Origin of the sequence: Dactylosporangium sp. CA-233914 (genome assembly GCF_050942935.1) — a bacterium.
Lineage (GTDB): Bacteria > Actinomycetota > Actinomycetes > Mycobacteriales > Micromonosporaceae > Dactylosporangium.
Genome location: NZ_CP192030.1, coordinates 883,999 through 897,793, shown reverse-complemented (window position 1 = coordinate 897,793; position 13,795 = coordinate 883,999). Strand labels below are relative to the sequence as shown.

Genomic DNA, 13,795 nt, shown 5'->3' with positions numbered 1-13,795 from the left:
TCGGCAACCGCACCCAGGCACGTTTTCGTAACGACCGGTCACGGTTCCCTCATCGCGGGTGGTGGTTCACGCTCATGAGCGGCCCGCGGCCTGCCGCAGCACCTTCGGTGTGAGCTTACGCTCTATGAGCGCCATCACGCCGTCGATGATCAGCGCGAGCCCGGCGACGAGGACCGCGCCGGCCAGGATCTGCCCGCCGTGGCCGGGGCCGAGGCCGAAGCCGGCCGAGATGATCATGCCGAGGCCGCCGCCGTTGACCGCCGTGGCCAGGGTCGCGGTGGCGACCACGGTGGTGGTGGCGATGCGCAGGCCGGTGGCGAGGAAGGGTACGGCCAACGGCAGCTCGACGCGGAAGAGCCGCTGCGCCGAGGTCATGCCGACGCCCCGCGCGGCGTCGCGGACCTCGGGGTCGATCTCCCGCATGCCGGTGTAGGCGTTGGCCAGCAGCGCCGGCAGCGCGAACACCGCGAGCGCGATGACGACCGCGGGCTTGCCGAGCCCGAGCGGCGTGAGCGTGAGGATCGTCAGCAGCGCGATCACGGGGATGGCCTGGGTCAGGTTGGACAGCAGCACGATGACCCCGGCCGCGGCGCCGCGGCGGCCGAGCGTGATGCCGAGCGGCCAGGCGACCACGCAGCCCAGCAGCACCGCGGCGACCGAGATCTCGATGTGCTCGCCCAGCCGTTCCAGGATCCCGCCGGGGTTGGTCCAGTTCAGCGGGTCGTTGAACCAGACCAGCGCGTCATTGATGATGCTCACGCCGCCCGCCTCCGCGCCCACGGGGTCAGCACCCGGCTGACCAGGATCAGTATCACGTCGAGCACCAGCGCCAGCGCGACGCAGGCGACGGCCGCCGTGGCGATCTCGGCCTTGTAGTAGTTGTTGCGGAAGCCGGCCAGGATCAGCCCGCCGAGGCCGCCCTGGGAGCCGACGATCGCGCCGACAGTGACCAACGCCACTGTCGAGACCGTCGCCAGGCGCAGGCCGGTGAGGATGCCGGGCAGCGCGAGCGGCAGCTCGACCCGCCAGAGCCGGGCGAAGCGGCCGTAACCCATCGCGGTGGCGGCCTCGCGCACGTCGTCGGGGACCTGCAGCAGGCCGGTGAGGGCGTTGCGGATCAGCACGATCAGCGCGTACGACGTCAATGCCACGATCACCGGGGAGCGCCCGGTGCCCATGAACGGGGCCAGGAAGGCCAGCAGCGCGAGCGACGGGATCGTGTAAAGCACGCCGGCTGATGTCAGAATCGGCGTGGCGAGCGGGCGGACCCAGTACGCCAGCACCGCCAGCGGGATCGCGATGACCACCGCGATCGCCACCGACCACACCGTGATGACCACGTGGTCGAGGAGCGCATCCCGGATCGTGTCGTAGTTGTCCCGGACGTACGACCAGGAGAACCAGGGGTTGCCCGCCTCACCGCGAGCCAGGAAGGACATGCGTGGACGTTACCGCGAAGCACGACGCCGCGCCGATCGCGCTCGATCGGCTGCGCAAGGTGTATCCGGACGGCACGGTCGCGGTCGAGGAGCTCAGCCTCGAGGTCGGCAGCGGCGAGGTCACGGTGCTCATCGGCCCGTCCGGCTGCGGCAAGTCGACCGTCCTGCGCATGGTGAACCGGCTCATCGAGCCCACCGCCGGCCGCATTCTCATCGACGGCTCCGACGTGACCACCGCGGACCCCACGCGGCTGCGGCGCACGATCGGATACGTCATCCAGAACGTGGGCCTGTTCCCCCACCAGAACGTGCACACCAACGTCGGCACGGTGCCGCGGATGCTCGGCTGGGACAAGCGCCGGATCGCCGAGCGCACCGACGAGCTGCTCGACCTCGTGGGGCTGGCGCCGGCGCAATATGCGAAGCGGTATCCGCACGAGCTGTCCGGTGGGCAGCGCCAGCGCGTCGGCTTCGCCCGGGCCCTGGCCGCGGACCCGCGGGTGCTGCTCATGGACGAGCCGTTCTCGGCCGTCGACCCGATCAACCGGGGGCGGCTGCAGGACGAGTTCCTGCGGCTGCGGCAGGCGGTGCGCAAGACCACGATCCTGGTCACGCACGACCTGCAGGAGGCGATCAAGCTCGGCGACCGCATCGCGGTGCTGTCGGATCACGCACAGCTGCAGCAGTACGCGACCCCGGCGGAGCTGCTGGCCCGGCCCGGCAACGAGTTCGTGGAGCGGTTCGTCGGCGAGGACCGCGGAATCATGCGGCTGTCCGTGACGCGGATTCCGGCCGACGGGCTGCGGCCGGTCGCCGAGGCCGGCGACGGCGCACCGGTGGTCGCGGCGAGCGCGACGCTGCGGGAGGCGTTCGGGGCGATGCTCGCGGCCGGGAAGGGCGCCGTGGTGGTCCGCGACGGCGATTCGCCGGTCGGCGCGCTGACCGCCGCCGACGTCCAGGTCGCCTTGGCGTCAGCGGCGGTTTCCGAGGGGCGCTGAGAAGGTTTCGTACCAGTCATGCTTCGCGCCGGCCATCGTCACCAGCCGATGATCAGGCCGTAGCCCGCTCCCCCGGCGGCGTTGGCGGTCGCCTGGCCGATCGAGGCGTTAGGCGGCCCACCCGGTGAAGATTGCTCGGCGTGGACCTCAAGGCCATCGGCGCGGTTCATCACGCTGCTCGTCGGCGCGCAGCCGGCCGGCGTCGCCGACAGCGGCGTCGGAGTCCCCGGCCGGCCGGGCGAGCGTCTCCAGGACGATGCCCCGCTCGCCGCCGGGACAAGGCCTTCGGCCGCACAACCAACTGATACCGTTACATCCGTAGATGTGCCCTATTTGCCAGGTTGCGTAATGTTGCCGTGCTGCATGACGTAGTCGATGAACGCGGCCCGCACCAGCGGCTCGTTCTCGCCGTAGTCGTGGCTGGTGGCCTCGCGCCACAGCGCGACCGCGTCGTCGATGGTCGCGTCGAGGGAGCCGATCCAGCCGTCCTGGGTGTCGTCGTCGCTGAGCGTCACGTGCGTGAACAGGTCCCAGAAGAACTTGATGTCGCGCCGCTGCCGGGCCAGCGTGAACGCCCGGTCCCTCAGGTCCTCGGTGGTCAGGGCATCGAGCTGTTCCAGCGTGACGTCGGTCATGCTCACAAGATTATCGGGTGCCCCAGCGCTCCTCGACTCCCCAGCCCCGATCGGAGCCGCCGCCGGCGCCGTCGAAGCCGCTGTTGCCGGACGACCAGCTCCCCGTGCGGCTCGGCGGGGCAGACCAGTTGTCCTCGGGCTCCCGCTCCGGCTGCGGCGAGGTGATCGACGGCGGCGTCCAGACGTCCTCGTCGCTGCCCTCCGGCGTGGCGCGCGGCCGCCCGAACGTCTCGACCAGCCGGGTCACCACCAGGCCGATGGCGATCGCCCCGGCGGCCAGCGCGAACGGCGGGAGCTTCCAGCCCTCCGCCGCCGTGTAGCGCAGCAGCAGCGTGATCACCGCGACCGCGAGCAGCGTGCCGAGGACACCGCCGCGTCGGCCGAACGCCGAGGTGCCGCCGACCAGGGCCGCACCGAGCGCGAGGCCGGTGATCGTGAGCCCGTTGAACGAGGCCGCGCCGTCGGCGGTGGTCACCCCGCGCTGGTCGAGCGCGAGCAGCACCCCGGCGACCGTCGCGAGCAGCGCGGACCCGGCGATGGCCAGGCCGGTGAGCGTGGCCGCCGCGCCGCCGCGCCGGTCGGCGGGGTCGCGCACGGGCCGGAACCGGCCGAGCGAGCGCCGCAGCGGCTGGATCAGGCCGAGGCCCCCGCCGACGGCCAGGACGACGGCCACGCCGATCGCCCACCACATGGCGTGGCCATGGGGGTCGTACGCCCCGGCGACGATCTTCTCCCCGGGCTGCTCGCCGATCCAGGCGACCAGCCCCAGCGCTCCGGCCAGGCTCGCCGCCCAGCCGGGCACGTGGAACGCGACGACCAGCACCGCGATCACGACGCCGACGCCGAGGGCGATCAGCGCGGTGATGCCGGCGGTCATCAGCAGGCCGCGATCGGAATTCTTGGCGAAGAACAGGGCCGCCGCGAAGGCGATCGGGCCGACGGCGAGGTTGGTCGCCCCGGCGCGCAGGGTCAGGCCGACCGCCGCGGCGGCCAGGCCCAGCTCGGCCCCGGCGAGCAGCAGCGACCGCAGCTCGGTGCCGCGCAGCGCGGCGGGGCTCGCGTCGCGCAGGAGGTAGAGCAGTGCGGCCGCGGCCAGCAGCAGGACCAGCTCCCACAGCGCGTGCACGGCGAAGCGGTCGCGGCCGGGCTCGCCGTGCTCGGGGTCGTCGAAGACGTCGCCGAGCTGTTGCGGGGTGGGCGTGCGGTAGCGGCTCGGGGCGGCCTCGGAAGGCGGGCCGTAGGCGGGCGAGACCGGATAGCTGCCGGGCGTGTAGACCGAGGAGCCGGAGACGCCCAGCGTCGGTGCGTCCTCGGGGACGCCCCCGGACCGGAAGTCGGGCTCCTCCCGGAACCCGGGCTCACCGCGGAACCGCGAGTCGTCGTACGCCATGGCGCGCGCCTCCTGCCAACCGACGGGTACGGTCGCACAGTAACCGCGGAAGGTGACCAGCGACAGACCTTGCCTCAGGCAGGATCCTGCGCCGATCGGCCGGGCTCCGCCCGCCGGGGCGGTTCAGGCGACCTGGTCGTCCGGCGCGCGGTCGGCCCCGTCCGGGCGGTTCTGCCGGGGCAGGTCCTTGTCGCGGCCGTTGGGCGGCACCCGGCAGGAGCGCTCCAGCCAGAGCGCGGCGGCGATGAGCACGATGGAGCCGGCCACCCCGAGCAGGGCCTGTGGCAGGTTCTCCGAGACCTTGGCCAGCACCCCACGCTGGGTGAGCAGCCAGGAGGACAGGCCGACGTACATCCCGCCGAACAGCGCCGCGACCAGGGCCGAGGCCTTGCCGAGCACCGCGTAACGGGCGATCACCAGCGGCTGGAGCGGGCCGGCGCCCTCCTTGCGCAGGATGCGGTTGCGGGTCGAATACGCCTCGATCCCCTCGAAGATCGCCAGACCGATCATCGTCAGCGGCGGCAGCCAGGGCAGGGTGGGCAGGCTGTTCCAGAAGTTGCTGATGGCGATCCACGCCAGCGCGGTGGTAGCGAGCGCCGCGACCACCAGCGTGGCCGGGCTCGTCGGCTCCATCCGGTTCTTGGGCCCGTCGGGCCGTTTGGCTCCGTTGACGTTGCGGTCTTCGGGTGACGGCGTGGCCATCGGCTTTCCGCTCCAGATCACGTATCGAGGTGGACGTCGGCTCTTGGACGCAGGTCGGCAAGGTCATCGGCGACCTCGTCCGCGCGGAGCAGGTCGTTGACCCACCCGTGCCCGGGCAGCTGCGCATACGGCTGAATGTCGATCCACGGCCGGAGCACGAATGCCCGTAGATGGGCGCGCGGATGCGGCAGGGTCAGGTCGGGATCGCCGGAGGTGACCGGCGATCCGTCGTCGTTCCACACGGCAATCACGTCAACGTCCAGGGTACGCGGGCCGAAACGGCGAGCAGGATCACGCACGCGACCCGCCGCGTCCTCGAGCCGGTGCGCGGTCGCGAGCCAGTCCTGCGGCGCGGCGCCCGGATCGACGGCGAGCAGCACGGCGTTGAGGTAATGCGGCTGGTCGGGGTCGCCCCAGGGCGGCGTCTCGTACACCCCGGAGACCACCGCCACCCGCTCCCCCAGCCCCGCGACCGCCCCCTTGAGGTGCGCCTCCCGGTCCCCGAGGTTGCTGCCCAGCGCGAGCACGGCCGTGGTCACCGCTGCTCCCGCCGGATCGTCACGCTGACGTCGGTGAACTGCAGCGGGATGGGGGCGCCCGGCTTGTGCACGGTCACCGTGGTCGCACGGACCCGGGCGTCGCCGAGGCACACGGCGGCCAGACGCTCGGCGAGGGTCTCGATCAGGTTCACCGGCTCGCCGGCGACCACGGCGGCCAGACGCTCGGCCAGCTCGCCGTAGTGGACGGTGTCGGTGACGTCGTCGGAGGCGGCGGCCTCGCGCAGGTCGAGCTCGAGGTCGGCGTCGATCACGAAGTCCTGGCCCTCGCGGCGCTCGAAGTCGAACACGCCGTGGAATCCCCGGACCGTGAGACCGCGCAGAGTAATACGGTCCGTGCTGCTCACATCGCCGCCCTGGTCGCCTGCCACACCTTGATCGCGTCCACGTTGCCACGAACCTCGTGAACGCGCACGCCCCAGGCACCGGCGGCGACCGACAGGACCGTGGTCGCGACGGTCGCGGCCTCCCGCTGCGTCGCCGGCCGGTCGCGGCCCTCGTCGTCGGCCAGCAGGCGGCCCAGGTGCGACTTGCGGCTCGAGCCGACCAGGACCGGATGGCCGAGCGCGACCAGCTCGGGCAGGTGGGCCGCGAGCTTCCAGGTGTGCTCAGGCCGCTTGGCGAAGCCCAGGCCAGGGTCGAGAATCAGCCGGTCGGGCGCGACACCGGCGGCGACCGCGGCGTCCACGCGCTCCAGCAGCTCGGCCGCGACCTCCTTGACCACGTCGTCGTACACCGCGAGGTCGGCCATCCGCCGGGAGTGCCCGCGCCAGTGCATGAGCACCCAGGGGCAGCCGGCGTCGGCGACCAGCCGGGCCATGTCCGGGTCGGCGAGGCCCCCGGAGACGTCGTTGACCAGCTCGGCGCCGGCCTCCAGGGCGGCGGCGGCCACGGCGGCGCGGGTGGTGTCGATGCTCATCGCCACCCCGTGGGCCGCGAGCGTGCGGATCACCGGCACCACGCGGGCCAGCTCGGTCGGCGCGTCGACCCGCTCGGCGCCCGGCCGGGTGCTCTCCCCGCCCACGTCGATGACGTCGGCGCCCTCCGCGCGCATCTGCAGCGCGTGCGCCACGGCCGCGTCCAGGTCCGCGTAGCGACCGCCGTCGGAGAAGCTGTCCGGCGTCACGTTGAGCACACCCATCACCACGGGCGAGGGACGTCGCAAGACCATCACTTGAATGAAGGTACTCAACTCAACGGAGCCACTCGGTGGCGACCTGCGACAACCGCGCCGGAGGGCGTGAGCCGACGCCTCACGAGGCACACTGTGCACACTGACCACGGACCGGTCAGCTTGTTGGAAAGAGGGCCGCAACGTACTCTCTGCAAGTGAACGTTATTCGGACCGTTAAACCCGACAATGGGCATTTAGCAGGGCAAACACCCGGATAAGGTTCCGCTGGAGGGCGACACAGCAGCCGGGGTTGTACCACCGGGTCGTCTTTTCGGCGAGGCTTAACGCGCGGCGTGCACCTCGCCCGTCGCGCCTCCGGGGAGGTCTGATGATGTTGATGGAGATCGGCCAGGCGATGTGGGGCTCCGCCACACGCGCCGTGGATGCGATCGCCCTCGCGCCGACGCCAACACCCGAGCCGAAGACGATCAACACCGACGGCATCCTCACGTTCTTCACCACCAAGATCGTGCCGATCCTGCTCGCGGCACTCGGGGTGATCTTCATCGGCCGGGCCAGCAAGGGCGAGGTGTCGCGCGTCCTGACGAGCTCGGCGATCGCCATCATCGGCCTCGCCTTCGTTGCCGGGGCCGCGTCGCTGTTCTTCTTCGGCGACTCGTTGGTCAACCTCATCTTCAAGTAGGCCTGACCGACCATGCGCCTGCGAACTGACGACGACATCTACCGGGCTCGCCTCGTCTACCTTGGCCCGCCCGGATACACGCTGCCCATCCAGCTGCCGTATGCGCAGTACGGGGTGTTCGCGCTGCTGGTGCCGCTGTTCATGTTCATCCGTTACCTGATCACGCTGCACGTCGACTACTTCCCCGCCTACGAGATCGCGCTCGCGATCGTGGCGACGTCGCTGATCTTCCGTTACGTCGACCCCGATCGACCCGCCCGCATGGTGGTCCGCACCGCCCTGACCGACTGGCGTCACACCCGCGAGCCCAGCTCCGAGCTGCGCGACGCCCGCCTGGTCGCCTCCAAGGTGCGCATCCGCCCGGAACTCACCGGTGATCTCGTATGACCACTCCGCCTCCCCGCCGGACCGGGGAACATCAGGACCGCTCGGACTTCGACGACGACGCTACGCAGTCAACCGATTACGATGGTGGCCTCCGCGCGGTCGCCGAGGGCGGCCGCGTCGCCATGTTCCGCGGGACCGGCCCCAACGGTTCGGACACCGCGGGTGGCGCGCGGGGCTCCCGCGGCTCGGCCGGTGAGGCCGGGCGCGGGGCCGAGCGGCCGGTCAGCGGGCAGCCCGCGCCGGACGTCGACTCGCCGTTCATGGGGCTGTTCGACGACCCGCCGGGCGGCAACCCGCGCGACCGGCTCCGCGCCCTGGAGCCCGGCGCCGGGCGGGTGGAGCGCGTCCAGCCGGTCTCCGGCGTTCCGATCTCGGCCGCACCCGCCTCCGGGGCGCCGCGCGCGCCCGAGGACCTGCGGGCGCCGACGCGGGCCGTGCCGCGCAACCCGGCGGTCGAGCCGGCGCGGACCAACGGGGAGCGGCACACCACGCGGCCGGCCCTCAGCGACCGGCCGGCGACCCGGGAGCGGCCCGCGCTGGGCGACCGGCCCTATGGCGACCGGTCTCCGTCCGGCGAGCATCCGCCGCTGGGCAGCCGTGCCGGTTCGGGTGGCCGGCCCGCCCTGGGCGATCGGTCCGCTTCCCGGGACCGCACCGGTTCGATCGATCGCACCGGTTCCATTGACCGGGCTGGCTCGGTCGACCGGACCAATCCCGGCGGCCAGTCCATTTCGCGCGATCGGGGCGGCCCGGGCGATCGGGGCAGCTCGGGTGATCGGGGCAGCTCGGGTGATCGGGGCGGCTCGCGTGGCCGGGGCAATTTTGGTGATCGGCCCGACTTCGCAGCCCCGTCCGGGGAGCATCCGCCGCTCGGCGCGCGGGACCGTTCGCCGTCGGGCGAGCATCCGCCGCTCGGTCAGCGGGACGCGTTCGGCGGGCCCGCAGCGCCGCGGCCGCCGGAGCGGGTCTCGCGGCAGGGCGACCGCACGCCGGAGCGGCGCGGGCGGGCCGACGAGCGGTTCCGCGCGACCGACGAGTGGGCCGCGGAGCGCTACGGCCCGCCGGGGGCGCGCTCGGCGGAGCGGTCCGGGGTGCCGGGCGAGCGTTCGGCGGAGCGCCACGGGTCGTCGGGTGAGCGGGCGGCCGGAGCGGGCACAAGCAGTACCGGCCGGAAGAACTCGGTGACCACCGCGCCGCCGCCACCGGCGCGACGGACCGTGCCCGCCCGCGGCGTCCCCGCTCAGCAGCCCCCGCGGACGCCGCGGGTCCAGCCGCCGCCGCAGCGCGGCCGCCGGACGCCGCTGGACAAGACGCCGAAGCCTCGGCACAAGGACCGCAGCGCCGCCATCGACCTGGCGATCACCGAGATCGCCGGGCACCTGACGTTCACGCCCAACACGGTCACCGCGTGGTACTGGCTGCCCGAGGTGCGCTGGGCGTTCCGCCCGGACGCCGAGCGCGAGGCGCTGCTGTCGGCGGTCTCGGAGCAGTTCGCGGGCCTGGCGGGTTTCCGGCTGCACCTGCGGCGCACGACCCGGCCGTTCCCGGCCGACCAGTGGGCCCGCGTGGTCGACGCCAACACGCCGCGCCCGCTGCCCTCCGCCGCGGGGCCGTCGTGGGCCGACCACCTGGTCGCCGCGCAGAAGCACCTGCTGTCGATCAATCACGCCGAGGGCCAGACGTACCTGGGCATCGCCTTCGCCCGCCGCACGCTCGGCGACACCTTCGCCGAGCGCATCGGCGCGCTGTTCAAGCGCGGGGTCGCCGACGCCGAGCGGCGCCGCATGGCCCGCACCGTCGAGCAGTTCGACGAGGTGCTGGGCGCCTTCGGCATGCGCGGCCGGCGGGTCACCACGGCCGAGCTGGAGTGGCTGCTGTACCGCTCCGTCGCGCTGTGCATGCAGCCGCCGGCGAACATCACCACGCTCGACGGGGGATGGGACGCGGGCGACCTGCTGGCGCTGACCGAGTCGGTGGAGCGTTACCGCACGCCGTACGGATCGACGGTGAAGCTGGTCAACCGGGTGACCGGCGAGGAGCGTCACGTCGCCGTGCTCACCGTCGGGCGCATGGAGCCGCTGGAGATCCCCGAGCGGCACGAGCCGTGGCTACACTTCCACGAGCGCCTGCCGTGGCCGATGGAGCTGTCGTCGCGGATCGACATCCTCGGCCCGGGCGACTCGTTCCGCAATCTCGAGCACCGGCTCCGCCTGATCCGCTCGCAGCAGGCCGACTACTCCGAGCACGGCATCGACGCACCGCCCGAGCTCGAGCGCCTGGCCATGCGCGCGCTCACGATCGGCGACGAGATCAGCACCGGCCTGCCGGTCGACTCTTCCCGCGCCCACGGCTGGCACCGCATCGCGGTCGGCGGCCGGACCCGCGAGGAGGCGCTGGAGCGGGCGCGGCGGGTCACGCAGTTGTACTCGCGCGAGATGCGCATCGCCCTGCAGCACCCGAAGAACCAGGACTGGCTGGCCCGCGAGTTCATCCCGGGCGAACCGCTGGCCAACACCGGCTACGTGCGCCGCATGCCGGTCAAGCTCTTCGCCGCCGCCCTGCCGCAGGCCGCCTCCACCGTCGGCGACCGCCGCGGCGACCTCATCGGCCGCACCGCGGGCACCTCCCGCCGCCCGGTCTTCCTCGACCTGCACTTCCCGATGGAGGTGCGGGAGCGCTCGGGCCTGGCGGTCTTCGTGGCCGAGCCGGGCGGTGGCAAGTCGACCCTCATGGGCGCCCTGGGCTACCTGGCGGCGCGGCGCGGGGTGCAGGTGACGCTGCTGGACCCGTCCGGCCCCCTGGCCCGCCTCGCCAGCATGCCGGAGCTGGCCCCGTACTCCCGCGTGCTCAACCTGACCGGCTCCGAGCAGGGGACGCTGGCGCCGTACGCGCTGATTCCGACCCCGCAGCGTGGCCACTACGCGCCCGGCCCGGGCGGCGACCGCGAGTTCGAGATCGCGATCTCCAACGCCCGCGCCGAGCGCCGCATGCTCGTGCAGGACATCTGCATGATGCTCGTCCCGCCCCAGGTCGCCCGCGAGGCCGCCACCGCGACGATGCTGCGCCACGCCGTCCGCCAGGTCCCCGCCGAAGAGTCCTCGACCCTCGAGGACGTCATCCGCTCCCTGCGCGACACCGGCGACCACGATGCCGCCGAGCTCGGCAACCTCCTGCTCGACACCGCCGAGATGCCCCTGGCCATGCTCTTCTTCGGCTCCCCGCCCGCCGGCCTGCTCGGCGCCGACGCCGGCATCACGATCATCACCATGGCCGGCCTCCGCCTGCCCGACCTCAAGATCGAGCGCGAGTACTGGTCCGCCGAGGAGTCCCTCGCCCTGCCCATGCTCCACACCGCCCACCGCCTGGCCGTCCGCCGCTGCTACGGCGGCGACATGGCCGCCCGCAAGCTCGTGGGCCTGGACGAGGCCCACTTCATGGAAGGCTGGCGCTCCGGCCGCTCCTTCCTGGTCCGCCTGGCCCGCGACTCCCGCAAGTGGAACCTCGCGGCCCTGGTCGCCTCCCAGAACCCCAAGGACATCCTGGGCCTGGACGTGCAGAATCTCGTCTCAACCGTCTTCGTCGGCCGCATCGCCGAGGACACCGAGATCGCCGCCGAGGCCCTCCGCCTCCTGCGCGTGCCGACGGACGTCGGCTACGAGCAGACGCTGGCGGCCCTTTCCCAGGTGGACACCAGCTCATCGTCACGCCTGGGCTTCCGCGAATTCGTGATGCGCGACGTGGACGGGCGCGTGCAGAAGGTCCGGGTCGATGTCTCGTACGTCACCGACCTGCTCCGCTACCTGGACACGACACCGGGGGGTGTACCAAGCGCCGGCAACGCAGTCGGCGGCGAAATCGTGGACGTCCACGATGACGACCCGGAGGATGATCGGTGAGACGCCTGCCCGTGCACGTGGCCGTGGTCCTCGTCACGGCCATGGCCACCCTCTTCGGAGGCCCGATTCCGGCGGCCAAAGCCGCCCCGTCCACCCACGCCCCCGGCGACCCCCTCTGCACCGTCGAGGAATGGCGGGTTCCGAGCAATTTCCAGAACTGCGCTAATCGACTACAGGTCGACGTGCAAGGAAAGTTGTCTTGTTTGAACGCTCCAACCCCGAGCGCTCCGGACTCCGGCATGGCCGGATGGTTCGCCCAGCAGCCTGAATCGTCGAAGACGACTGGCCTCCGCTTTAAGTATAGCGACTACGGATACGCCGGCTACGACTTCAGCACCTACGATCTAAAGTGCGCTTCAGTCGTCACAAACCCTAGCGCAGAATTTGAAAACACAATCGCGAACGGAGAGTTCACCCTCGCTACGGGCATTCTCGGCGCTTCGAACGCTCTGCGCGAGCGCGCCTGGGATCCAGCTTACATGTGGGGCTGGGCCGATCCCCTAGTCGAACAGGCCACCCGGGCCGTTTACGATAAGGTCTTCACCGTCTTCGGCGCCATTACCCTCGCAATCGTCGGCCTTTACCTTCTCTGGCGCTCCCGACAGTCGGACCTCTCCAATGCGATGACAACCGCTGGATGGGCCATATTCGTCATGGTGCTCATGAGCGCTATCGCAGCGTGGCCAACCTGGTCTGCCAGCCTTGCCGACAAGGGTCTGATCAGCAGCCTCGGAGTGATCCACGACGCCGTCGGCCCCCGAGATGAATCAGCAAATGCCAGCGAGTGCAACAACATCGACCCAGCAGCTTGCAAAGACACTCGCCCACCTGCGGTACGTGCGAGTGACACCGTCGTAGATGGACTGCTTTACCACAACTGGCTGCGAGGAACACTGGGCTCGGCCGACAGCGACACCGCCAAGAAGTATGGCCCGGCCCTATATGACGCGAAATCCTTCAGTTGGGCCGAAATCGAGCTGATCCGAGCTGACGAAAAGCGGGCCAGAGACGCCGAAGAGAAGCGGATCCGAAACAAGGAACCCGGCCCGCCAGTCGAGTCGAAGATGCGGCAAGTCGTCGAGGAAGGGAAACAGCAGCGCTGGATGCGAATCGCTGAACAGATTCGCACAGAAGACCCGGAAGCGTACGAGCACCTACAGGGCAGCAAGGGCATGGACCGCATCGGGGCAGGATTCCTGGCGATCATTTCCACCCTGTTCTTCGCCCTCTTCGACGTGACCGCATCAGTGCTAGTCATCCTCGGGTTCTTGCTGTTTCGCTGGGCCGTGATCGCCGCACCTATCCTCGGCACCATCGGTCTGCTACGTCCAGCAAACGCTGGGCTTCGTCGACTCGGGAACGCAGTTATCGCGGCACTGTTCAACATCATCATCTTCGGCACTGGATCAGCGATCTACCTCTTTGCGGTCACGCTCATCCTCCAGACCCCTTCACTGGCCCCGTGGCTTCAGGTCGTTCTGATCTGGCTTACCGGGGTGGTTGGGTGGTTGCTGCTGCGGCCCTATCGGCGGATTACGCAGCTCGGGGGTAAGGACTCGACGCGGGCTATTACATCTGCCGGTAGTTGGCATCGGTTGTTCATGCGTGATGTGCGGCAGGCGGCGGCGCTCAAAGTTGTTGAGGCCGGGGGGACCAGGGAGCCTGGAGCTCAGCGGCGGGGTGGGGAGAGCGTTCAGACGCAGGCCCGGCCCGAGTCTCGTAGTGAAGACAGTGTCACTGTTGGTGGCGGCGGGGACATGGTGCCCGTTGAGCGGCCGGAGACTGGGCGGGCGTCGCGGGGTTCTGGGGCGCAGCGGACTTCTCGGCGGCGGGAGCCTTCCTGGGAAGAGCCCGACGTGCCTTCCGAGAGTGCACCCTCCTACTCGATCTATCGGCCCGACTCGGATCGGTCCTCCGCTGGGGAGCGGGCGCCGGCTCGACGGCCCGAATCGGCGAGTCTTCCCGGGTAGGCGG

Annotated in this window: 14 protein-coding genes; 5 read left to right on the top strand and 9 right to left on the bottom strand. The window is 71.2% G+C overall.

The window, feature by feature from the left end; all coding sequences use genetic code 11:
- Positions 1 to 72: 72 nt before the first annotated feature.
- Together ACQPY0_RS04090 and ACQPY0_RS04085 are read right to left on the bottom strand one after the other, a co-directional pair.
- Entirely contained in the window at positions 73 to 759 is a 687-nt protein-coding gene (locus ACQPY0_RS04090; RefSeq protein ID WP_432984848.1) for an ABC transporter permease, read from the bottom strand.
- Positions 756 to 1,439 carry an ABC transporter permease gene (locus ACQPY0_RS04085; RefSeq protein WP_432984845.1) on the bottom strand — a complete coding sequence of 228 codons (684 nt, stop codon included), beginning with the start codon at positions 1,437 to 1,439 and terminating at the stop codon, positions 756 to 758. Before ACQPY0_RS04085 ends, ACQPY0_RS04090 begins: the two co-directional genes overlap by 4 nt.
- 2 nt (positions 1,440 to 1,441) lie before the next feature.
- Between ACQPY0_RS04085 and ACQPY0_RS04080 the strand changes: the two genes are divergently transcribed.
- Complete coding sequence (locus ACQPY0_RS04080; RefSeq protein WP_432984842.1) at positions 1,442 to 2,437, top strand: ABC transporter ATP-binding protein; 996 nt, start codon at positions 1,442 to 1,444, stop codon at positions 2,435 to 2,437.
- Positions 2,438 to 2,475: 38 nt separating this feature from the next.
- On the opposite strand, the gene ACQPY0_RS04075 is transcribed toward ACQPY0_RS04080, so the two are convergent.
- The 7 genes from ACQPY0_RS04075 to folP all read right to left on the bottom strand — a co-directional run bounded on the left by ACQPY0_RS04075 (position 2,476) and on the right by folP (position 6,892).
- Complete coding sequence (locus tag ACQPY0_RS04075; protein WP_432984839.1) at positions 2,476 to 2,607, bottom strand: hypothetical protein; 132 nt, start codon at positions 2,605 to 2,607, stop codon at positions 2,476 to 2,478.
- A gap of 159 nt (positions 2,608 to 2,766) precedes the next feature.
- A complete protein-coding gene (locus tag ACQPY0_RS04070) occupies positions 2,767 to 3,072 on the bottom strand; it encodes a hypothetical protein (protein ID WP_432984837.1) in 306 nt (101 codons plus the stop codon).
- 10 nt (positions 3,073 to 3,082) lie between these two features.
- Entirely contained in the window at positions 3,083 to 4,462 is a 1,380-nt protein-coding gene (locus tag ACQPY0_RS04065; protein WP_432984834.1) for an ABC transporter permease, read from the bottom strand.
- Positions 4,463 to 4,585: 123 nt separating this feature from the next.
- Positions 4,586 to 5,164 (bottom strand): DUF3180 domain-containing protein, encoded by a 579-nt coding sequence (locus ACQPY0_RS04060; protein WP_432984831.1) that lies wholly within the window; start codon positions 5,162 to 5,164, stop codon positions 4,586 to 4,588.
- A gap of 17 nt (positions 5,165 to 5,181) precedes the next feature.
- The gene (gene folK / locus ACQPY0_RS04055; protein WP_432984828.1) at positions 5,182 to 5,703 is read right to left on the bottom strand and encodes a 2-amino-4-hydroxy-6-hydroxymethyldihydropteridine diphosphokinase; all 522 of its coding nucleotides are present in this window, start codon (positions 5,701 to 5,703) and stop codon (positions 5,182 to 5,184) included.
- Positions 5,700 to 6,068, bottom strand: a complete 369-nt coding sequence (folB, locus tag ACQPY0_RS04050; RefSeq protein WP_432984825.1) for a dihydroneopterin aldolase — start codon at positions 6,066 to 6,068, stop codon at positions 5,700 to 5,702. Before folB ends, folK begins: the two co-directional genes overlap by 4 nt.
- Positions 6,065 to 6,892, bottom strand: a complete 828-nt coding sequence (gene folP / locus ACQPY0_RS04045) for a dihydropteroate synthase (protein ID WP_432994977.1) — start codon at positions 6,890 to 6,892, stop codon at positions 6,065 to 6,067. The genes folB and folP overlap by 4 nt, the downstream gene beginning before the upstream one ends.
- Before the next feature lie 331 nt (positions 6,893 to 7,223).
- Between folP and ACQPY0_RS04040 the strand changes: the two genes are divergently transcribed.
- From ACQPY0_RS04040 to ACQPY0_RS04025, 4 genes are read left to right on the top strand one after another with little or no spacing between them, the layout of a single operon-like run.
- Positions 7,224 to 7,538, top strand: a complete 315-nt coding sequence (locus tag ACQPY0_RS04040; protein ID WP_432984822.1) for a hypothetical protein — start codon at positions 7,224 to 7,226, stop codon at positions 7,536 to 7,538.
- A gap of 12 nt (positions 7,539 to 7,550) precedes the next feature.
- Positions 7,551 to 7,925, top strand: a complete 375-nt coding sequence (locus ACQPY0_RS04035; RefSeq protein ID WP_350544567.1) for a hypothetical protein — start codon at positions 7,551 to 7,553, stop codon at positions 7,923 to 7,925.
- Positions 7,922 to 11,821 carry an ATP-binding protein gene (locus ACQPY0_RS04030; RefSeq protein ID WP_432984819.1) on the top strand — a complete coding sequence of 1,300 codons (3,900 nt, stop codon included), beginning with the start codon at positions 7,922 to 7,924 and terminating at the stop codon, positions 11,819 to 11,821. The genes ACQPY0_RS04035 and ACQPY0_RS04030 overlap by 4 nt, the downstream gene beginning before the upstream one ends.
- A gap of 41 nt (positions 11,822 to 11,862) precedes the next feature.
- Positions 11,863 to 13,791, top strand: a complete 1,929-nt coding sequence (locus ACQPY0_RS04025; RefSeq protein ID WP_432994975.1) for an MFS transporter — start codon at positions 11,863 to 11,865, stop codon at positions 13,789 to 13,791.
- The last annotated feature ends 4 nt before the right edge of the window (positions 13,792 to 13,795 follow it).

Excerpts from the sequence above, each read along its gene's own strand:
- ACQPY0_RS04085 (WP_432984845.1), bottom strand. The coding sequence starts at position 1,439 with ATGTCCTTCCTGGCTCGCGGTGAGGCGGGCAACCCCTGGTTCTCCTGG.
- ACQPY0_RS04075 (WP_432984839.1), bottom strand. The coding sequence starts at position 2,607 with ATGAACCGCGCCGATGGCCTTGAGGTCCACGCCGAGCAATCTTCACCG.
- ACQPY0_RS04070 (WP_432984837.1), bottom strand. The coding sequence starts at position 3,072 with ATGACCGACGTCACGCTGGAACAGCTCGATGCCCTGACCACCGAGGAC.
- ACQPY0_RS04065 (WP_432984834.1), bottom strand. The coding sequence starts at position 4,462 with ATGGCGTACGACGACTCGCGGTTCCGCGGTGAGCCCGGGTTCCGGGAG.
- ACQPY0_RS04060 (WP_432984831.1), bottom strand. The coding sequence starts at position 5,164 with ATGGCCACGCCGTCACCCGAAGACCGCAACGTCAACGGAGCCAAACGG.
- folP (WP_432994977.1), bottom strand. The coding sequence starts at position 6,892 with ATGGTCTTGCGACGTCCCTCGCCCGTGGTGATGGGTGTGCTCAACGTG.
- ACQPY0_RS04040 (WP_432984822.1), top strand. The coding sequence starts at position 7,224 with ATGATGTTGATGGAGATCGGCCAGGCGATGTGGGGCTCCGCCACACGC.
- ACQPY0_RS04035 (WP_350544567.1), top strand. The coding sequence starts at position 7,551 with ATGCGCCTGCGAACTGACGACGACATCTACCGGGCTCGCCTCGTCTAC.
- ACQPY0_RS04030 (WP_432984819.1), top strand. The coding sequence starts at position 7,922 with ATGACCACTCCGCCTCCCCGCCGGACCGGGGAACATCAGGACCGCTCG.
- ACQPY0_RS04025 (WP_432994975.1), top strand. The coding sequence starts at position 11,863 with ATGGCCACCCTCTTCGGAGGCCCGATTCCGGCGGCCAAAGCCGCCCCG.